This window comes from Labedella populi (genome assembly GCF_004078655.1).
Lineage (GTDB): Bacteria > Actinomycetota > Actinomycetes > Actinomycetales > Microbacteriaceae > Labedella > Labedella populi.
In genome coordinates, this window is the sequence record NZ_RZNC01000004.1 from 161,752 (window position 1) to 182,583 (window position 20,832).

Genomic DNA, 20,832 nt, shown 5'->3' on the forward strand with positions numbered 1-20,832 from the left:
CACCCCTCCCTGCTCGAGAAGCGGATCGAGTGGCAGACGACGTGCGGGCCACTCACACCACTCCCTCCAGGTCGCGCTGCGCCCGGCGCCCGAGGAGTACGACGGTGACGAGCGCCACGACGAGCCAACCGCCGCCGAGGTTCCGCGGTGCGGCGAATCGCAGCAGGTACGGCGCGAGTTCCGACGTGCCGTCGGCGAGTTCCGTCACGACGTTCCACGCTCCGAAGGAGTAGAGGGCGGCGCCGATGCAGAAGACGACGACGTACCCGATGCTCGCGACGACAGTGAGCATCGTCAAACGACGCGTGAGGGGACGGCGACGGGCGATCGTCACACCAGCGATGACGATCGTGACGAGGATGCCGAGGTCGGCTGCACGAGTGAGGATCGTGCCCAGAGGAGCCCGCCGGTCGAGAAGCCGGTGACGTTGCTCACGGTGAGCCAGGCTTCGGTCGCGGCCCCCTGCTCGACGACGGCGCCACCGCGGGCCGCGATGGCGCCGGCCGGAAGCTCACCGTTCATCAGGGGATGGAGGGTGATGTCCTTGTTCGCAAGGATGGCGGAGACTTCCTCCGTGACCACCACCGCGAAGACGAGGACGCCGAACGCCGCCATGACGGCGAAAAGGACACCCATCATGCGGGGGGTCCAGGAGGTTCTCGTCGTGCTCGGTTGACGCATGCCCCGACGATAGGCGGTGGTTATCGTCGGCATCGCTTATCGATGGTGCACCTGTGGACGATCCGGCGCACGGGCGGGTCGCGCGAGCCGCGGGAACGGGCTGGCAAGCGGAACCGCACGGGAGTAGAGTCGCGGCTCGTGACTACAGATGGACGCGCCCCCGTGACCGAGGGCCGCTCCCCGAAACGCTGGATCATCGGCGACCCCCTCCCGTCCGAGAAGCTCGACGCACAACTGCTTCCGAAGAAGCTCGCGCTGCCGATCTTCGCGTCGGACGCACTCTCCTCCGTCGCCTACGCGCCGCAGGAGCTGCTCATGATCCTGCTCCTCGGCGGACTCGCGTTCCTGTCGTTCGCGCCGTGGATCGCGGCCGCCGTGATCGTACTGCTCGTCGTCGTCGTCCTCAGCTACCGTCAGCTCATCAAGGCGTACCCCTCGGGCGGTGGCGACTATGAGGTCGCCCACAAGAACCTCGGCGAGAAGGCTGGCGTGGTCGTCGCGTCAGCGCTGCTCGTCGACTACGTCCTGACGGTCGCGGTCTCGGTGGCGTCCGGTGTGGACAACATCATCTCGGCGCTTCCCGCTCTCAACCCGCTGAGGGTCGAGCTCGCCGTCGGTTTCGTGGTCCTCCTCATGGCGGTGAACCTCCGGGGCGTTCGTGAGTCGTCGCGCGCGTTCGCGATCCCCACCTACCTGTTCATCGCGAGCGTCGCGCTCATGATCATCACGGGACTCACACGAGCCCTGCTCGGCGACGCTCCCGTCGCCTCGAGCGCTGGATACATCGTTGAGGGCGACGACCTCAGCCGCGCCGCGTTCATCCTGCTCCTGCTGCGCGCGTTCTCAAGCGGCTGCAGCGCGCTCACGGGCGTCGAGGCCGTCTCGAACGGCGTGCCGGCCTTCCGCCAGCCGAAGGTACGGAACGCCCAGCAGACGCTCGTCATCATGGGCGGTACGGCGATCGTCCTCTTCGCGGGCCTCACGGCGCTCGCCCTCATCGCCGGCGTCCACTACGCGGAGGACGCGTGCGACCTCGTCGGCTTCGCGAACTGCGAGACGGCGCCGCAACCGAGCCTCATGGCGCAAGTCGCCGCCGCGACTTTCGGCGCCGGCAGCATCCCGTTCTTCATCATCCAGGCGGCCACGGCGTGTGTCCTCCTCCTCGCCGCCAACACCGCCTTCAACGGCTTCCCGCTCCTCGGTTCCGTGCTGGCCCGCGACGGCTACGCGCCGAAGGCCCTCAACACCCGCGGCGACCGGCTCGTCTTCTCGAACGGCATGATCGTGCTCGGCCTCGCGGCGAGCGTCATCCTCGTGATCTACCAGGCGAGCCTCACGCAGCTGATCCAGCTCTACATCATCGGCGTCTTCATCTCGTTCACCCTCGGTCAGCTCGGCATGGTGAAGCATTGGCGGAGACTGCTGCGCGAGGGGACGGACAATCCCGGCGGCGTCCGCGTGAGTCTCGCCATCAACACGTCGGGAGCCGCTCTCACCGCGAGTGTGCTCATCGTCGTGACGATCACGAAGTTCACCCACGGCGCATGGCTCGTCTTCGTCCTCATGCCCGTGCTCTTCATTCTCATGATCGGCGTGAACCGCTACTACCGCGACGTCGAGCACGAGATCCGCGTCGAGGACTGCCCGACGTTCGGTGCTGAGGGCGACCACGCCATCATCCTCGTCGGGAAGCTGCAGAAGCCCGTGCTCAAGGCGATCGACTACGCGGTCGCCGCGAAGCACGCGTCGATCGCCGCGCTCCACGTCGCCGTCGACGAGGCGTCGACGGCGAAGCTCGTGAGGCAGTGGGCCGAGCTCGGCATCGATGTGCCCCTCGTCATCGTCGAGTCGCCGTACCGTGCGTACGCGCACCCGGTCATCGCCTACATCGAGGCTCACCGGAAGAAGCACGGCCCGGAAGTCGTGACCGTCTATCTGCCGCAGTACATCGTGGGCCACTGGTGGGAGTCGTTCCTGCACAACCGGCGGGCGAAGCGCATCAGCCAGCAGCTCATGCTCGTCCACGGTGTGACGATCGCGCTCGTGCCGTGGTTGCTCGACTCCTCGGAGCTCATCTACGGGCGCCGGTCCCGCCCGCTGCCCGGTGAGGAGCGCCGCGGAGAGTACCGCTCGGACGACGCGAGGCCCCGCTCCCTCGAGAGCTGACCGGCGGAACAGGCGCCGACTGACCGGTCCGACGGCGGCGCCGACTCGCTCGGAGCAGGGATTTGGGCCCCTGCCCCGAGACGAGGGCGTGACCGATTGCCCTCGAAAGGATGGCCGCCGGTCGGTGAACCGTCCCGAGAGGGAGTTCAGGGATCCCTCGCGGTCCGGCTCCCGCTCCTCCCCTCCCAGGGAGTGGGCTCGACCGGGGTCGAGACGGAGAGGAGCAGCTCCTCGACGGCGTCGGGATCGCGACCGGTGTCGACGAGGAGACGACGGTCCCATCCTCGACCGCCCCTCGTCCGCCGCGGCTGCCGCAGGCCGTTTTTGGTCCGTACAGTGGTCCCCCCGATTCGGGAGCCGGTCCGATGGGTTGACGAAGGCCCCACCGTCGAGCGGCGGGGCCTTCGTCATCGCGGGAGGAGCACGGCGACGACGAGCGCGGCGGCGGCGCCTCCGCTCGACGCGAGCACGGCGAGCCGGTAACGCCGCGACCGATGCACCCGGTCGGCGCGGACCTCCCGCCGGGGCGACACGTACGTGGAGCGGTGCCGACGGGGCGTCGGCGTCTCGTGGATCGTGGCCATCTGCTCGTTCCCTTCATCGGCCTCCTCCGCGCGCGGAGGAGAACCCCACCCGGGCCGAGAGGGGGGACCCGGCCCGGGTGGTGGTCGGTCAGCTCATCGGAGCGTCGGAGCTCGGACGGGCGTCGTCGAGCACGAGCCGACGCCGACGCGCCACCTCGACCGCGAGCGTGCCTCCGAGGATCAGCAGGATGACGAGAGCGAGGCTTCCCAGACCGAGTTCCCCACCCGTGATCGCGAGGGGCGGCGGTGCGATCGTCGGGTTCGACGTGCACAGCGGGTTGCCCGAGACGCACCGCTCCTCCGGCTCGCCTCCACTCAGTCCCAGGAAGTTGTCGAGGATGTGATTCCCCTGGCGGTCGTACGCCATGACGGTGACGCTGTACCTGACCGTCGCCGTGACACCGGCGGCGAGGGTGCCGCCGATCGCCAGGGTGTCGTCCTCGAGCTCGAGCTCGAGCGACGGGTCGTCGCTCGACGGCCCCCGGGTGAGAGTCGCGTCGTCCAGAACATCACCGAGGTGATCCGTGTAGTCGACGACGGCCGTGCCTGTTCCCGTGTTACGGAAGGTGAGCGTGTAGTCGAGCACCTGCCCCTGACGCACGTCCGTTCCCGTCTTCGGATCGACCGACTTGGTCGCGGCGATCTGCCCGATGGGGTGGACGGTGCAATCGGCGTCCTCTCCGGCGACCGGTTCGCAGGAACCGTTCTCGCCGGGCGGGTCTCCCGGGAGGACGAGCCAGTTACCCAGCACATGGTCGCCTTGCTCGGCGAACGGCCGCACCGTCACCGTGTAGGTGACCGTGACGGATTCACCGGGCTCGAGCGAACCCGCGATGTGGATCCGGCCGTCGCTCGGCTCGGACACCACGAGCGAGTCGCTCGACGCCGCCGGCGCCGCCGTCAGATCAGCGTCGTCAAGGACTCCCGTGAGGACATCGTCCTTCGACACGTCACCGGTCGCTGCCCCGTCGTTCCGGAAGTGCAGCGTGTAGGTGACCTCCTGACCTGCGGCGATCGGTGTGCCCGAAGCGGGGTCCGCCGACTTCGAGTCCACGATCCGGGGAACATAGTTCTCCGTGCAGTCGCCGTCCTCGCACTCAGTGTCGGGTCCCGGCGGCTCCTCGTCCGTGTCGAACAGGAAGTTCGTGAGGACGTCGTCGCCGCGCTCGGCGTCCGGCAAGACCGTGAGCGTGTACGTGACCGTCACCGTCTGGTCGGGCTCGAGACGTCCGCCGATCACCAGTTCGGTCCCGTCGAGCACTGCGGTCACGTTCGGGTCCGAGACCGTCGGTCCGTCCGTGAACTCGGCATCGTCGAGGACATTGTCGAGGTAGTCGATTCGGTGCACGGCCCCCGCCGCTTCACCCGAGTTCGTGAGGTTCAGCGTGTAGGTGAGCACGTCTCCGGGCAGCACCGCCGATCCACTGGCGGGGTCCACGGACTTCGACGAGTCGATCTGCGGCAGTGGCGTGACGGTGCAGTTCGCATCGTCCTCCGCGCACTCCGTCGGGGGCTCCTCACCAGGCTGGAGGAGGAAGTTGCTCGCGACGTTGTCGCCGCGCTCCGACTCCTCCTTCACCGTGACCACGTAGACGACCGTGACCGTCTGGCCGGGGGCGAGAGTTCCGGTGACGGAGATGGCGCTCCCGTCACGCGTCGCTGTGAGTGCACCGTCGGAGGAGACCGGTTCGCTCGTGATTGTCGCGTCGTCGAGCACGCCCGAGAGGTCGTCGACCTTCTCCACCTCCACGGCGGCCTCCGACTGGTTGTCGAACGTCAGCGTGTAGGTGAGCTGCGTCCCGGCCTCGATCGGGTCACTCGAGGCGGAGACCGCCTTCGACGTGCCCAGTCGACCGATGGGCGTCACCGTGCAATCCGGTTCCTCCGCGTCCGTCGGCTGGCAGACCGGGTCGGTCGGCGGCGTCGGAGGGTCCTCCGGGTCGTTCTGCACGAGGAAGTTCGACGCCGTGTCGTCGCCGCGCAGGTCGTCCGCCTTGATGGTCACGGTGTAGACGACCGTGGCCGACTCGCCGGCTACGAGCGACCCCGTGACGGCGATGGTCTCGCCGTTCCGGGTCACCGTGAGGGTGTCGGACGTCGGCTCGGCCGTCACATCCGCGTCATCGAGCACGTGGGTCAGGAAGTCGACCGCATCCACGTCGACCACACCCCTTCCGCGGTTCTCGAAGTGCAGCGTGTAGGTGAGTTCGGTACCGGCGGCCACGGGCCTCCTCGACGCCTCGACCGTCTTCCAGTCGTGGAGCTCGCCGACGTAGGTGACGGTGCAGAGGGGGTCTCCCTCCTCGCACTCCTCCCCCGGCGGCGGCGGGATCTCGCCCTCGGGAACGAGCACGTTGCCCATGACGTTGTCGCCACGTTCGCCGTCCGGCAGGGCCGTGACCTCGTAGCGCACCTCGACGGTGGAACCGGCCGCGACGGTGCCGACGACGGTGATGATGTTCCCGTCGAGCGTCGCCGATCCCGTCGGCGAGGAGAAGGTCGGTGCACTCGAGACCGTTCCGTCGTCGAGGACTCCGCTGAGGTCGTCGGTGTACTCGATCGCGGCGTCGACCGCGCTCGTGTTCCGGAACGTCAGCGTGTAGACGACGACGTCACCGGCCTTCACCGTCGATCCGTCGGAGGGCGACACCGACTTCTCGGCGTCGACCGTCGGGAGGGGCGTCTCCGTGCAGCGCTCGGGCGAACATTCTCCGCCTCCCGTGGGCAGGAGCGTGTTGTCCGCCACGTTGTCGCCGCGCCCGGACTCGGGGTTCACCGAGACCGTGTAGACGACCGTGACGGTCTCGCCGGCGGTGAGGGTGCCCGTGATCGTGAACGCACCGTCGGCGATGTCCGACACCGTGAGCGAGTCCGAGCTCGCCGCGGGGGCGTCGACGATCGTCGCGTCGTCGAGGACGCCCGCGAGGGTGTCCGTCTCGTCCACGTCGGCCGACGCGTCACTCGCGTTCGTGAAGGTCAGCGTGTAGGTGAGGATCGCCCCGACGCCGATGGGCGTCGCGTCCGCCTCGACCGTCTTCGTGGCGGTGTAGCTCCCGATGGGGGTGGTGGTGCAGTCGGGCTCCTCTGCATCCGTCGGTTCACAGATCGGCTCGGTCGGCGGGGTCGGCGGGTCCTCCGGATCGTTGCGCACGAGGAAGTTGCTCGCGGTGTCGTCGCCGCGAGCGCCGTCGGCCTTGATCGTGACCGTGTACGTGACGGTCGCCGACTGACCGGGCTCGAGCGAACCCGCGACCGTGATGGTCTCTCCATCGCGCGTCGCAGTGAGGAGTTCGGAGGTCGGTTCCGTCGTCACGTCGGCGTCGTCCAGAACGTGAGTCAGGAAGTCGATCGCGTTCACAGCGATCGATCCCTCCCCACGGTTCTCGAAGTGCAGCGTGTAGGTGAGCTCCGTTCCGGCGGCCACGGGTGTCTCGGACGCCTCGACCGTCTTCCAGTCGTGGAGTTCGCCGATCGGGTTCTCGGTGCAGAGAGCGCTGCCCTCCGCACACTCCGTCGGCGGCAGCTCAAGACCGGGGACCAGGAAGTTGCCGAGGTCGTTGTCGCCGCGCTCGCCGTCGGCGCCCACGGTCACCTCGTAGGTGACGGTGACCGTCGCACCGGCCGCGATCTCACCCGTGACGGCGATCGTCTCGCCATCGACGACCGCGGAGACCGCGGCGTCGGACGATACGGGGGTTGCCGTGATCGTTCCGTCGTCCAGGATGTCCGCGAGGTGATCGGTGTAATCGACCGTCCCGGTGGCGTTCCCGTCGTTCGTGAACGTGAGCGTGTAGGTGAGCACGTCACCGGCCGCGACGCTCGACCCCGAAGCGGGATCGACGGACTTCACCGCCTGGACGTTCGGCAGCGGGGTGCTCGTGCAGTTCGGGTCGCCCTCCACGCACTCGCCTGGCGGGGTGACGCCGTTCTCCACGAGGAAGTTCGTCGCGACGTCGTCGCCGCGGTCCGCCTCCCCCTTCACCGTCACGACGTAGGTGACCGTGACGGTCTGGCCGGGGGCGATCTCGCCGGAGATCGACAGCACGCCGTCGATGATCGGCGAGACCGTGACGGCCGGGTCGGACACGACGGGGAGCGAGGTCACGTCGGCGTCGTCGAGCACGCTCGACAGGTCGTCGATGTGATCGACGGTGACGGGTGCCTCCGACTGGTTGTCGAACGTCAGCGTGTAGGTGAGCGTCGTGCCCGGCACGATCGGGTCGGACGAGGCCTCGACGGCCTTGCCCGTGGTGAGCTGACCGATCGGGGTCGCGGTGCAGTCCGGTTCCTCCGCGTCCGTCGGCTGGCAGATCGGCTCGGCCGGCGGCGTCGGCGGGTCGCTCGGGTCGTTCGGCACGAGGAAGTTCGCCGCGATCGAGTCGCCGCGCTCCCCGTCACCCTTCACTGTGACCGTGTAGACGACCGTGGTCGACTCGCCGGGTGCGAGAGTGCCGGTGATCGTGATCGCCTCGCCGTTCCGCGTCGCCGTGAGGGCGTCCGAAACCGGTTCGGCGGTGACGTCCGCGTCGTCGAGCACGTGGGTCAGGAAGTCGACGCGGTCCACCTCGACGTCGCCCTCGCCGCGGTTCTCGAAGTGCAGCGTGTACGTGAGCTCGGTGCCGGCGGCGACGGGCGTCGCGGACGCCTCGACCGTCTTCCAGTCGTGCAGTTCACCGATGGGGTTCTCCGTGCAGAGAGCACTGCCGTCCACGCACTCCGTCGGCGGCAACTCATCACCCGGGACCAGGAAGTTCCCGAGGCCGTTGTCACCACGCTCACCATCCGCGCCCACCGTGACCTCGTAGGTCACCGTGACCGTCGCACCCGCAGCGATCGTGCCCGTGATCGCTATCGTCTCGCCGTCCAGGGTCGCGGTCAGACCGGCGTCGGACGGCGTCGGGCCACCCGTGACGGTCGCGTCGTCGAGGATGCCGGCGAGGTAGTCAGTGTAGTCGACCGCGCCCGTCGCGTTCCCCTCGTTCGTGAACGTGAGCATGTAGGTGAGGACGTCACCGGCGGCGACGCTCGAACCCGAGACCGGGTCGACCGACTTCGCAGCGTCCACGTTCGGCAGCGCTGTGCTCGTGCAGTTCGGGTCGCCCTCGACGCACTCGGCCGGGGGTTCCTCACCGGGGTTCAGCAGGAAATTGTCCGCGGTGTCGTCACCGCGGGCGTCCTCCGCGTTCACCGTCACCGTGTAGGTGACCGTGACCGTCTCACCCGCCGCGACGACGCCCGTGATCGTGATCGTCCCGTCCGTCACCCCGGACGCGGTGATGCTCGCGTCGGACGAGACCGGCTGTGCGGTGATCGTCGCATCGTCGAGCACACCCGACAGGTCGTCGATCTTGTCGACCGAGACATCGGTGGCGGTGTCGTTGATGAACGAGAGCGTGTACGTGAGCGTCGTTCCTGCGACGATCGGGTCCGAGGACGCCTCGACGGACTTCGTCGTGATCAGCTTTCCGATCGGGGTGATCGTGCAGTCGGGCTCCTCCCCATCCGTCGGCTCGCAGACGGGATCCGTGGGTGGGGTGTCCTCGGGGTCGAGGAGGAAGTTCGCCGCGATGTCGTCTCCGCGCTCGCCATCGGCCTTAAGTGTGACGACATACGTCACCGTGGTGCTTTCACCCGCTTCGAGCGAACCGGTGATCGCGATACGTGCGCCGTCCCGGACGACGGTGAGGTCGTCGGAGGACGGCTCGACGGTCACGTCGGCGTCGTCGAGGACGAGGCTCAGATCATCGACCCGGTCCACGTCGATCGCGCCCTCGCCGCGGTTCTCGAAGTGCAACGTGTAGGTCAGCTCGGTGCCGGCGCCAACGGGCGCCTCGGACGCCTCGACGGTCTTCCAGTCGTGGAGCTCACCGATGGGGTTCTCCGTGCAGAGGACGCTGCCCTCCACGCATTCGGTCGGCGGCTCGTCGCCGTCGACGACGAGGAAGTTGCCGAGTCGGTTGTCTCCGCGGTCACCGTCGGTTTTCACAGTGACCCGGTAGGTGACGGTGACGGTCGCCCCGGGCGCGATCGGGCCCGAGACCGTGATCGTCTCGCCGTCGAGGACGGCGGTGACGTCGGGCGACGAACTCGCCGGCTCCACCGTGACGTCCGCGTCGTCGAGCACCCGCTCGAGGAGGTCGACGTGGTTCACGACACCGGCGGCGTCACCCTCGTTGACGAACGTCAGCGTGTAGGTGAGCACCTCGCCGGCGGCGACGGGCGTGCCAGATGACGGGTCGACGGACTTCGACGGGACGATGGAGGGGAGCTCCGTGACCGTGCAGACGTCCACCTCGGGGTCGCACTCGGTCGGCGGCTCCTCGCCGGGGGTCAGCACGAAGTTGAGGGCCTGGTTGTCCCCGCGCTCAGCGTCCGGCCTCACGACGACCGTGTAGGTGATCGTGGCCGACTCTCCGGCCCCGAGCTCCCCACCGATCGTGATGACGCCGTCCACGACGGGGGAAGCCGTCACGGTGGACGCTCCGGTCACGACAGGGTCCCCGGCCACGTCGGCGTCGTCGAGCACGCCGGCCAGGTCGTCGATCCGGACCACGTCACCGGTGGCCGTTCCCACGTTCTCGGCCGTCACCGTGTAGGTGAGTTCCGTGCCGGCCGCGATCGGATCGGTCGACGCCACGACGGACTTGCGGTACACGATCTCCGGGATGAGGTTCACCGTGCAGTCGGCCTCCTGCTCATCAGTGGGCTCGCACCCCGGCACGGTGGGCGGCGGCACGTTGGGGTCCAGAAGGAAGTTGGCGACGACATTGTCCCCCCGCGAGCCGTCCGGTCTGATGGTCACCGAGTAGGTGACCGAGAACGTCTCGCCCGGCGGCACCGACCCGGTGATCGAGATGACCGCACCGTTGCGCGTCACGGTGAGCCCGTCGGCGGAGCCGGGCTCGATCGTGACATCGGCGTCGTCGAGCACGTGGGAGAGGTCGTCGACGCGGTTCACGCTTGCCGCCGCCTGCCCGTCGTTCCGGAAGAACAGCGTGTACTCGATCGTCGAGCCAGCGACGAGCGGGTCGCTCGATCCGGTCGCGGTCTTCCAATCGGTGAGGAATGCTGCGGGCACCTCGACCGGGGCGCAGGGGAGATTCGGGGCGATGATCTCGCTCTCCGGAACACACGCCGAATTGCGGAGGACGCGGTCACCGGCTCCCGTGTAGACGGCGCGGTATGTCACCTCGGCCGATTCACCGGCCGCGAGCACGCCCGACCAGGACAGGGTAGATCCCGAGACGGTCGCCTCACCGACGGAGGCCATGATGGAGCCGGCGTCGAGGGTCGCGTCGTCGAGGACGTCCGCGAGGTCGTCGGAGAAGGTGGCGGGGTTGTCGACCGTGTAATCACCCGGACCGTCGTTCGTGATGTTCACGGTGTACTCGACCGGTTCGCCCACGGCCGGCAGGTCGGTGCGGTCGGCGGACTTCTCGATGGAGAGGCTCGGAAGCTCGATCTCAACCTCCGCACAGGGGATCCCCGTGGCGGGATCGGTGCCCCCGGTCGGCGGATCGCAGGCGGGGGTCGTCCCGGGGTCGTCCGGGTCCTCGCTGGGCGGCGCCCAGGCGACGTTGCGCAGCCCCTTGACTCCACCGGCAGTCAGCTCGACGGAGTAGCGCATCGTCACCGATTCGCCCATCGGAAGTGCGCCGGTCCACGTGAGAACAGGGTCGTTGAATGCAATCGCACCGTCGCGATCGGCGTCGGCGTCTCCCTGGTAGGTCGCTCCGGGGAGCACAGCGCTCAGGTCGTCGGCGACGACGAGCGGAGCCACGTCCGTGTAATCGGCGTCTCCCGTGTTCCTGGCCGTGACCTCGTAGGTGATGATGTCGCCGGGCTTCGCGTCCGGCTGCGCGTCGGACGTCTTCGTAATCTCGACGTCCCGCTCCTTCGGGCTATTCTCCACAGCGCACTCGACGATGTCACCAACACCGGTCATCGACGGGTCGATGACGACGCGGAAGGGATCGTCCTCGGTCGGCACGATATCCGGGTCGACGACGCCGTTGCGCGTGCAGGACCAGCTCGGATTGTACTGGCTCAGATCGGTCGTGCCCGAGGCGGTGTCGTCGAGCGTGAGCGTGCTGTTGGAGGGGACCGTGATCTGCCCCGTCGTCGCGGTCGACCCCTGCTGGGTGTTCGCGGAGGCGATCGTCGACGCTCCGGACCGGACGATGACGTCGAAGTCGTCCGTGGCGGTTCGGCGGTCTGTGACCGTCTTCGTGAGCGAGACCTTCGACATCATGAAGCCGAAGACGCCCGCGTTGCGCGATGAACTGCGGATTGTCTGACGGATGAACGTCGGGTCGGTCGACCCGAAGATGAGGTTCGCGGTCGGCAAGGTCGTCCCCGACCCCGTGCACAGCACGGAGGTCGTGCCGATGCCGGTCGTGTTCGCAGTATGGCAGCCCATCCTCCCCGGCTGCTGATTGATCGCGGAGATGAGTTGCAGCGGCACGTCCGACTCGAACTGCACGCTCTCCGTAGCTGAGGTGGCCTCGGCGTCGCCGCTGACGAAGCGGAAGCCCTCGACGCTGTTGCCGTCCGGGCCGACCACGTCGATGTCGTTGAGCGTCCACTCGACACCGGAGCCACCCGGATTACCTGAATTCAGGATGTTCCACAGAACCGGCCGGCCCGCGATCCCCGTGTAGTTCGGGGAGCTTCCGAAGCCGTCGACGTTGTTCCGGAGGGGGGCTGGGTATGCAGCCGTCGGGGCGTACGGGTGTCCGGCCACGGGTCGCGTCGTCAGAGTAAACCGCGCCGTGTACCCCCCGTCTATCTCAATCTCGAAGTCCTGGCCGGCCGCGCTTCGCGCTTGCGTTTCGTTGTAGGACGAAAAGTCGATCCAACAAATGGTGTCCGTGTAGGCGGCCGTCCCGCCCGTCGCGTAGCTACAGCCCTCGGCTGCGGCGTTGGCCGGTTCGACTCGGAGCGTCGGTACGAGCACGGTCAGAAGTGCCGCCAATAGACCCATCACCACCGAGAAGGCGAGGAGGCGCATGATCCGCGACCCCTCAACTCGCTGACCGCCGTAGCCGTCGTCGCGTGCACGTCCCACCATCGTGTTCGCCAATGCTCTTCCTTCCGAGGACCGTCGATGCCGTAGAGCACGACACCCATTTCGTCTCCTGCGCGTCTGAACACGGCGCGCGGGAGACGAAGCGACTCCCAGCCTCGCGTGACGCCCAGGCGATTTTCAGAGTCCAGCCACCGTATGGTCCGGGGGCTACCTCCCCCCAACGCGGGGGACACCAGCCGACGCACAGGTGACGCACAGGTGACGCCCGGTCGAGACCGACCGGGCGTCACCTGTGCGAACGAGCTCTACGGGGCCGGAATCGTGCGGGAGACGAAGTCTCCGATCCTCACCGTCGCGGCGGTTTCGGCGGCGGGCAGGTAGGCCGAGAGACCGACTGCTCCCGCCTTCTGCAGCGCCGGGGCCGAATCCGTCGCCGCGACCTGCCAGTCGCCCGGTTGGGCGGCGCCGGTCCACGCCTTCGCGCGTACCGTCGTCGTGCCGGTCCCGGTGACCTGGACCCGCACGGAGAGGGTCGCGCCCGCCGCGTAGGTAACGTCCGACAGTTTGCCGCCGCCGATCGCCGATCCGTTCTGCAGGACGTGGAGATGCACCGAGCCGTCCTTCCCCGCTCGTACGCGGGCCGAATAGCTGTCCGACCCGACCTTGCGGCCGATCACGGAGACGTACTGCGCGTTCGCCGCGGGTGCCGCGCTCCAGACGAAGGTTGCACTCGTGTCGGTGTCCGTGGCGGACACATCCGGCAGCGATGCGGTCCGCGTCTGGGACGGAGCCATGGCGATCCCCGCAGACCCGTTCGACACCGACAGGTCGGCCGCTGATCCGGTCACGCTCCAGGCCCCTCCCTCCTGCGCGGCGGGCCAGCCGCCCGTCGCGTCGCGAGCGAAGTCATCGGCGGCGAGCACGTCGTCTCCCGTGGCGGGCGGTGCCGCCGCGACGGTGACCGATCGGGTACTCGTTGAACGCGCACCCTCGTCGTCCGTGACGGTGAGGTCGACCGTGTAGGTACCGGGCTTCGCATAGACGTGCCGCGCCGTCATGCCGTAGGCGGACGCACCGTCGCCGAAGGTCCAGGCGTAGGACAGCGGACCGTCGGGGTCCAGGGAGCCGCTGCCGTCGACCGAGAGCGCGAGGTGCTCGGCGTCGGTCGTGAAGGACGCGGTCGGAACCGTGTTCGGCGTCGGGGGTGTTCCGGCCGCGAAGTGCGCAGCGATGGTGGCCTCGTCGAGCGCCCGCGGGTAGGTAGCGATATTGTCGAAGCCGCCAGCGAGGTGATTGCTCGTCGGACGGAACGCGCGGAGGTACATGTCGTGTCCGCCGATTCCCCAGTACCCCACGCCGCGCCACTGGGTGGCCGGCGTCGCCTTCGAAGCACGCTTGACGCCGTCGATGTAGAGCTCGATGGATGTCGGCGTTACCGCTGTGACGACGTGGTGCCACTCGCCGTCGTTCAGCGCGCCGGGCGCGGTGATCGTCTGCAGGCCAGTGGCGGCGACTTCGAAGCTGAGCCGGCCCGAGTTGTCCATGTAGAGCTGGCGGTCGTGGAAGTCATTCGGCCTTTGCCCCGCGGGAGCCCCGGCCGTGCGCTTGTTGGAGAACCCCATGAGAAAGCCGCCGACCTTCGTCTTCGTCTGGAACCACAACTCCATCGAATACGTGGCAGGCGCCATCGTCGCAACGTGGCTCGAGGCGAACTGGAGCCGCCCGTCCATCGTGGCGGCGTTCCCCCCGTCGACACCCGCGGTGCGACCCGTGAGGACGGAGAGGTTGTCAGCCCCGGCCCAGTCGTAGCCGACCGGGTGACCGGCCGCCTCGTTGACCGGCCAGTAGGTGGTCGGCTGATCCTGGAGAATCTTCTTGTCGTAGGCGGTCATGGACGCGACCCTGCCCGTCGTCGCCGTCGCCGTGTAGGACACCGGATCGCTCATGGTCGCGTTGCCGAAGGGATCGATCGTGCGCACGCGGTACGTGTACGTGGTGCCCGGCTTTAGCCCCGTGTCCATCGAGCGGATTACTGGCCGACGGTAGAACGTGGAGTCGACCGTCGTCTCGAAGACGGGCCGGTCGGCGCGGTCGGATCGGATCAGCTGGTAGGTCAGGGTGCGGTTGTCGGGGTCGTGATTCGCCGTCCAGTGGACGCGCACGTTGGTTCCGTCGAAGCCGCCCACCCACGGCAGCATGTCCGCTCCGGAGAGCCGAGGGCCCTCAACGTTCGGAGCGACCGACCGCGTCGCGAAGCGAGCGAGCCCGGTCTGCTTCTGGCCGTTCACCTTCGTGAACTCGCCCCCGTACAAGACATAGTCGCCGGCACTCTCGACGTCGTACGGCCCCTGGTCCGCTCCCGTGAAGGTGCCATTGTTGAAGTAGGGGAACCACTGCAAGAGCGACGGTGCCGGCTGGCCGGCGAAGTTCTTGTACAGGTTGGTCTTCGCCCAGGGCGCGAGAGTGCCCGTCGTCGCGGTCGAGAAGGCGAGCGCACGGTGCCAGCGGTCGCCGCCGACCACGCCCTGGCCCTCGCCGAACTCGCCCATGGTGACGCAATCGTGGGTGTGCCCGGCGATGTAGACGGCGCTCCCGTGAACGGCGACGCCATGGGTGTCACCGTGACAGTCGGAGAGCCATTCGAGCTTTCCGTCCGTCCACCTCGCCTTGAAGATTCCCTCGAACGTCGCTCCGTTCGCGATGCCGATCGCGGTGCCGTAGACGCTCGTCCCGTCGGAGGCGAAAGAGGTGATGGTCGGGGTGAACCGACCCCAGGGCTGGCCCATGCGAACGATGCCGTTGGACGTCCACGAGAGCGGCTTGCCATTGTCCTGCAGCGATGTCCCGGTGTCGGCACGGACGACACCCAGACCGTAGCCCGGGTTCACCGAACCGTTGAGCGACTGGAAGCTCCCGCCGAGCAGGATGCGGTCACCGGTCGGTGACACGTGCATCGTCTGCACGGTGCCCGCGCCCTTCTTCGGAGCCCAGGGAGTGAGGACACCGGCGTGGTCGAATGCGGCGAGGCCCGACCGCGCGACTTTGTTGGCGGAGGCGAAGATACCACTCACGTAGACCGCGGCGTCCGTGACGACGAGCGACCGCACACTGGCGTTGAGGACCGGGCGGAATGCCATGTTCCGGTCACCGGTGGCGACGTCGAAGGCGGCGATCCGATAGGCCGACGCTCCGTCGACCGCACTGAACGTCCCGGCGACGTAGAGCGTCTTGCCGTCCGGTGACACCTCGATCTCGTTCACCGCCTGGTTGAACGCGGGAGCGTAGTCGAGCAGTTCCCCCGTCGTGAGGTCGTACGCGAGGAAGTTCTTCCGATCCACGACCTTCTCGTCCGGACCGGCGCCGAACGGCCGCGCATACTCGAACTTGCCTCCAACGTAGACGGTGTCGCCGACGACGAGCTGGTCGTAGACCACCCCTCCGCCGACGAGGTCTCCCGGGCCGTGCGACGCGCCGGTGCCGATCTGAGGAGTGGGAAGGAGATCGGCGGAGACCGTCTCCGGGGTTCGCGGGTCCGACGGCAGCGTCGGCGCCGTGTCCGCGAACGCTGTCCCCGTCGGGCTCAGCGGACTGAGCAAACCGGCTGCGAGGAGAACGGCGACAGCCGCGGTCACCGACCCGCGGAGCGACCGGGAACGGCGCCTCCGCTCGGAATAGTGCCCCGAGGGCACGACAAATGTACTCATGTTCTTCTCTGTTTCTGCCCGAGATTCGGGTTCAGGCAGCCCCCTGAGCGCGATTCCCCCCGCACTCAGGCCCAGTGTGACAGATGCTCACGTTCTCTTCCATCGCTCTCCCCACCCCAATTCGCGCCCCGATCCGGAGGGGGGTGACGGCCTCAATGCGGACGCCGCATGGTGGAATGGGAGCCATGTCCATCGAGACCGATTTGATGGCCGCCGTCGCGGCCGAGCACTGGGAGCGCGTCCACGAGATCGTCGGTGCGAATTGGGGGGAGCTGACGAACCATCACCGAGGCACGCTGGCGGCAGCGATGTCAGCGCTCCCGCCGGAGGTGCTCGCGTCGATGCCGCGTTATGCGGCTTCGAAGGCCTACGGCGAGTTCATCCCCGTGAGCGGTTCGACCCGCCCGACCCGATTCACCTCCCCCGATGCATCGCCACGTGCGCTCATCGACTACCTCTCCGTCCTCACCGCACGATCGGCAGCCGCCCGCATGCATGGGCACCACTCGAACGCCGTCTCCGCTGCCCGGGAGGCACGGAGCATGCTCGACGACGCAACGCCGGCTGCGCGAGCCGAGATCGCGGGCGTGCTCGCCGATCTCAAGGTGCAGTGGGGGATCGGGCATCTCCTCGCGGGCGATCTCGAGCAGGCGCTCGGCGAGTTCACGGCCGCATACGACTCGGCGGTCGCCGCTGACAACCGGCGCATGACGGTGGAGGCGGCGGGCGATTGCGCGCTCGTCCTCGCCCTCCAGGGGCTGGCACCCGGCGCATCCGACTGGATCGCGCGCATCCCGGAAATCGACGACGAGACCGACACCGTGGCGGACTCCGGCAACATCGCGACCGCGCTCGTGGCGATCGATGCCGGCGACCGAGACCGGGCGGCACTCGCGCTCTCGCGCTTCCGGCCCTCCACCGAAGAGGTGGACCACTGGGCCATCCGGCGGTTCACGCACTCCCGCTTCGCCGCGACGTTCGAGGACGACGCGGTCGCCGCCCTGTCGATGCTCGCGGCGACGAGAGCCGAGTATCCGGACCGCGAACGCAACAGCGGGCTCAACGGATCCCTGCTCGTCCTCGCTGAAGCGGAGCTCCGCCTTCTGACAGGCGACCTCGAGGGCGCGGATGCCGTGATCGCGCGCCACCGGAGATCCGTGGTGCCGTGTTTCGCCAACGCACTCACGATCATGGCGGCGCGCGTCGCCGTGACGGGGGGCCACCGTGATCGCGCGCGACGTCTCGCCGGTTCGGTCCTCGGCAAGAACCCGCTCCCCCGGGACGGTGCGACGACGCTCCTACTGATGGCGTCGCTCGACCCGGTGCCGGCGCAAGCGGCGCGTTTCCTCGCTTCAGCCCTTACCCTGATACGGGAGTTCGGTCTCACGACCGTCGCGGCGGCCATCCCCCTCGACGTCTGGACGGCGCTCTCCTCGCACGAGCCGTCTCCGGTCGACGTGCCCACGACGGTCGTCTTCCGTGCCCATCACCCGTCTGCTCCCGCGACGCTGTCCCGCCGCGAGACCGTCGTCCTCAGGGCCGCGAGTGCCGGCATGACCGTTGCCGAGATCGCCGCGTCCGAGCAGGTCTCGCCCCACACCGTCAAGAAGCAGCTGCACAGCGCCTATCGCAAGCTCGGGGCCACCAGCCGACAGGATGCCGTCGCCACGCTCGCGGCGAGCCCCTGGCTCCTGATACCGACCGAGGACCGGGAGGGCATCACCGGCTGACGCGGCCCGTCCCCGCCGTGGTCGACTGTGGAGAGTGCCGGGCAGCGGAAAGTGGACTCGCATACGCTGGCGCCATGCACACCCCTCGCTTACACGATTTCCGCGTCGCCGCGGGCGCGGTGCGTGCCGAACTCGCCCGCCGCAGCATCCCGCGCCGTGAGGCCGTTTCCGTGCTCCAGGGTGGCGCCTCCGGTCTCGGGCGAACCGCCGCCTACGAGCGCATCGCTGGGCTCGTTCCGTTCTCCTGGGCTGAACTCGTCCTGCTCTCGGCGGCGTTCGGAATACCCGTCGAGGTCCTCTCCGGATCGCGCGCCCCCGACCCGTCCGTCGTCGGGACCTGATCCTGGCGACTCGCCAGCCACCGCGCGTGGCGGGCCGTACCTCACACGACGAAGAAGGGCCCCGCCTGCCGGCGGGGCCCTTCTCACGATGGTGCTGCGTCTGTCGGACGACGAATCAGAGCGCGTTGACGTCGAGCGGGATGCCCGGGCCGAAGGTCGTCGAGACGGCGCCCTTCTGGATGTAACGGCCCTTCGAGCTCGACGGCTTGAGGCGCTGGACCTCGTCGAGGGCCGCTGCGAGGTTCTGCTCGAGCTGCTCCGCCGAGAACTGCGCCTTGCCGACGACGAAGTGCACGTTGGCGTGCTTGTCGACGCGGAACTCGATCTTTCCACCCTTGATCTCGGTGACCGCGCGAGCGACGTCCGGGGTCACGGTGCCGGTCTTCGGGTTGGGCATGAGGCCGCGGGGGCCGAGCACCTTACCGAGACGACCGACCTTGCCCATGAGTTCCGGCGTCGAGACGGCCGAGTCGAACGACGTGTAGCCGCCCGCGACCTTCTCGATGAGCTCGTCGCCGCCGACCTCGTCGGCGCCCGCGGCGATCGCGGCCTCGGCGGCCGGCCCGGTCGCGAACACGATGACGCGAGCGGTCTTACCCGTGCCGTGCGGCAGGATGACCGTTCCGCGGACCATCTGGTCGGCCTTACGGGGGTCGACACCGAGCTTGAGGGCGACCTCGACGGTGCTGTTGAACTTGGCCGAACCGGTCTGCTGAGCGAGAGCGACAGCCTCGGAGGTCGAGTAGAACTTGCCCTCTTCGATCTTCTCGGCCGCGGCCCGGTAGGCCTTTGACTTCTGTGCCATTTTTTTCTCCTGTGAGAATGTGGTCATCTGCGCCTGGCCGGCGCTGCCACGAATTTGCGTACCCGGTCCGAAAGGGACTGGGCGGGGATGTCTGGTGAGCGTCAGCCCTCGACGGTGATGCCCATGGAGCGGGCGGTACCGGCGATGATCTTCGCCGCAGCGTCGATGTCGTTCGCGTTGAGGTCGGGCTGCTTGGTCTCGGCGATCTCGCGGACCTGAGCCTGCGTGAGCTTCGCGACCTTGACGGTGTGCGGCGTGGAGGAACCCTTGCCGACGCCCGCAGCCTTCTTGATGAGCTCGGCGGCCGGCGGGGTCTTGAGGATGAACGTGAACGAGCGGTCCTCGTACACGGTGATCTCGACCGGGATGACGTTTCCGCGCTGTGCTTCCGTCGCGGCGTTGTACGCCTTGCAGAACTCCATGATGTTGACGCCGTGCTGACCGAGCGCCGGTCCGATCGGCGGTGCGGGGTTGGCGGCGCCGGCCTTGATCTGAAGCTTAATCAGACCTGTGACCTTCTTCTTCGGTGCCATGTTTCTTCCTTCTTCATTGGTTCGAACGCCATCGGATGATGCGCGCTCTCCCGCATGCCGCGAGGGCAGCGGTGGCTAGGGGGCTAGAGCTTCGAGACCTGGTCGAAGCTGAGCTCGACGGGCGTCTCGCGCTCGAACAGGGAGACGAGCACGGTGAGCTTTCCGCTCTCCGGCTTGATCTCGCTGATCGATCCGGGCAGACCCGCGAACGAGCCCTCCTTGATCGTGATGGTCTCGCCGATCTCGAAGTCGACCTCGGCAGGGATGGCGCGCGACGTCGTGGCCGATCCCTTCTGACCGCCCGACTTGGCGGGGGCGGTCTCCTGGATCTCGACGAGGCTCTTCAGCATGTTGAAGGCCTCCTCGAAGCGGAGCGGCGTCGGGTTGTGCGAGTTGCCGACGAAGCCCGTGACGCCCGGCGTGTGACGCACGACCGACCACGAGTCCTCGTTGAGATCCATGCGCACCAGCACGTAGCCGGGGATCCGGACGCGCGTGACCATCTTGCGCTGACCGTTCTTGATCTCGACGACGTCCTCCATGGGGACCTCGACCTGGTAGATGTACTCCTCGACCTCGAGCGAGCCCTTGCGCTGCTCGATGTTGGCCTTCACCCGCCGCTCGAAGCCCGCGTACGAGTGGATGACGTACCACTTGCCGGGGAGCGAACGCAACTCGGTGCGGAATGCGTCGTACGGGTCGACCTCCGCGGGCTCCTCGTCGGCGACGGCATCCACGCCGTCGTCGTCGGGACGCTCCACGTCGACGCCGCCTTCGTCCTCGGCCTCGATGATGTCGTCGAGAGCGGCGGAGACCTCCGCGACCTCGGCGTCGACATCGGGGACGGGACGAACGTCGTCGTCATCGTCTCCGCCGACGGGCTCTCCCGTGTAGGGCGAGTCGTCGTACTCGGTGCCCTCGGCGGCCTCGTCGGCCAGCTCCACCTCTTCTTCGTCCTCGATGGCCTCGGCGGCGGCCTCGACCTCGGCGGCCTCGTCGATCTCGAGCGCGTCGTCGACGACCGCGTCGGCCTCGGGGTCGGGAGCCTCCGCAACGGCGTCGACGTCGTCGAACGCAGCGTTCGACTCGTCGTCCGTCTCGTCGTCGGGGAGGACGTGCACGGCGGAGTGCTCGGCGGCGTCGACGGAGTGGATCTCGGCGTCGGCGACGTTGCCCTCCTGGGCCTCGTCGACCTCGCTCGACTGCTCGGCAGCCGTCGACAGGTCGATGTCGTCGCGGTTTCTGTCAGACACTGGATCT

General features: G+C 68.2%; 11 protein-coding genes. 3 read left to right on the forward strand and 8 right to left on the reverse strand.

Annotated elements, in window-relative coordinates; all coding sequences use genetic code 11:
- Positions 1-52: 52 nt before the first annotated feature.
- Together ELQ92_RS12260 and ELQ92_RS12265 are read right to left on the reverse strand one after the other, a co-directional pair.
- Entirely contained in the window at positions 53-298 is a 246-nt protein-coding gene (locus ELQ92_RS12260; protein ID WP_128499388.1) for a hypothetical protein, read from the reverse strand.
- 32 nt (positions 299-330) lie between these two features.
- Positions 331-681, reverse strand: coding sequence for a hypothetical protein (locus tag ELQ92_RS12265; protein WP_128499390.1), 351 nt, complete (start codon positions 679-681; stop codon positions 331-333).
- A 138-nt stretch (positions 682-819) separates the two neighbouring features.
- Between ELQ92_RS12265 and ELQ92_RS12270 the strand changes: the two genes are divergently transcribed.
- Positions 820-2,847 (forward strand): APC family permease, encoded by a 2,028-nt coding sequence (locus ELQ92_RS12270; RefSeq protein ID WP_243695011.1) that lies wholly within the window; start codon positions 820-822, stop codon positions 2,845-2,847.
- A gap of 407 nt (positions 2,848-3,254) precedes the next feature.
- On the opposite strand, the gene ELQ92_RS16310 is transcribed toward ELQ92_RS12270, so the two are convergent.
- From ELQ92_RS16310 to ELQ92_RS12280, 3 genes are all read right to left on the reverse strand, one after another.
- Entirely contained in the window at positions 3,255-3,431 is a 177-nt protein-coding gene (locus tag ELQ92_RS16310; RefSeq protein ID WP_166426781.1) for a hypothetical protein, read from the reverse strand.
- 88 nt (positions 3,432-3,519) lie between these two features.
- Positions 3,520-12,513, reverse strand: a complete 8,994-nt coding sequence (locus ELQ92_RS12275; RefSeq protein ID WP_128499394.1) for a DUF7927 domain-containing protein — start codon at positions 12,511-12,513, stop codon at positions 3,520-3,522.
- A 251-nt stretch (positions 12,514-12,764) separates the two neighbouring features.
- Positions 12,765-16,163 (reverse strand): PKD domain-containing protein, encoded by a 3,399-nt coding sequence (locus ELQ92_RS12280; RefSeq protein ID WP_128499396.1) that lies wholly within the window; start codon positions 16,161-16,163, stop codon positions 12,765-12,767.
- A 185-nt stretch (positions 16,164-16,348) separates the two neighbouring features.
- Here ELQ92_RS12280 and ELQ92_RS12285 point away from each other — a divergent pair, with 185 nt between their 5' ends.
- Positions 16,349-17,893: a helix-turn-helix transcriptional regulator gene (locus ELQ92_RS12285; protein WP_128499398.1), complete on the forward strand. Its 1,545-nt coding sequence runs from the start codon at positions 16,349-16,351 to the stop codon at positions 17,891-17,893.
- Positions 17,894-17,967: 74 nt separating this feature from the next.
- Complete coding sequence (locus ELQ92_RS12290) at positions 17,968-18,234, forward strand: hypothetical protein (protein ID WP_128499400.1); 267 nt, start codon at positions 17,968-17,970, stop codon at positions 18,232-18,234.
- Positions 18,235-18,349: 115 nt separating this feature from the next.
- Here ELQ92_RS12290 and rplA read toward each other — a convergent pair whose 3' ends face one another.
- The 3 genes from rplA to nusG form a co-directional block, all read right to left on the reverse strand.
- Complete coding sequence (gene rplA, locus ELQ92_RS12295; protein WP_128499402.1) at positions 18,350-19,039, reverse strand: 50S ribosomal protein L1; 690 nt, start codon at positions 19,037-19,039, stop codon at positions 18,350-18,352.
- A 101-nt stretch (positions 19,040-19,140) separates the two neighbouring features.
- The gene (gene rplK / locus ELQ92_RS12300; protein WP_128499404.1) at positions 19,141-19,572 is read right to left on the reverse strand and encodes a 50S ribosomal protein L11; all 432 of its coding nucleotides are present in this window, start codon (positions 19,570-19,572) and stop codon (positions 19,141-19,143) included.
- Between the two features lie 83 nt (positions 19,573-19,655).
- Complete coding sequence (nusG, locus tag ELQ92_RS12305) at positions 19,656-20,825, reverse strand: transcription termination/antitermination protein NusG (RefSeq protein WP_128499406.1); 1,170 nt, start codon at positions 20,823-20,825, stop codon at positions 19,656-19,658.
- Positions 20,826-20,832: the final 7 nt, after the last annotated feature.

What these genes read in the sequence shown, in the direction of transcription:
- rplK (WP_128499404.1), bottom strand. Translation starts at nt 19,572, where the DNA reads ATGGCACCGAAGAAGAAGGTCACAGGTCTGATTAAGCTTCAGATCAAG.
- ELQ92_RS12285 (WP_128499398.1), top strand. Translation starts at nt 16,349, where the DNA reads ATGTCCATCGAGACCGATTTGATGGCCGCCGTCGCGGCCGAGCACTGG.
- ELQ92_RS12265 (WP_128499390.1), bottom strand. Translation starts at nt 681, where the DNA reads ATGCGTCAACCGAGCACGACGAGAACCTCCTGGACCCCCCGCATGATG.
- rplA (WP_128499402.1), bottom strand. Translation starts at nt 19,039, where the DNA reads ATGGCACAGAAGTCAAAGGCCTACCGGGCCGCGGCCGAGAAGATCGAA.
- ELQ92_RS16310 (WP_166426781.1), bottom strand. Translation starts at nt 3,431, where the DNA reads ATGGCCACGATCCACGAGACGCCGACGCCCCGTCGGCACCGCTCCACG.
- ELQ92_RS12280 (WP_128499396.1), bottom strand. Translation starts at nt 16,163, where the DNA reads ATGAGTACATTTGTCGTGCCCTCGGGGCACTATTCCGAGCGGAGGCGC.
- ELQ92_RS12290 (WP_128499400.1), top strand. Translation starts at nt 17,968, where the DNA reads ATGCACACCCCTCGCTTACACGATTTCCGCGTCGCCGCGGGCGCGGTG.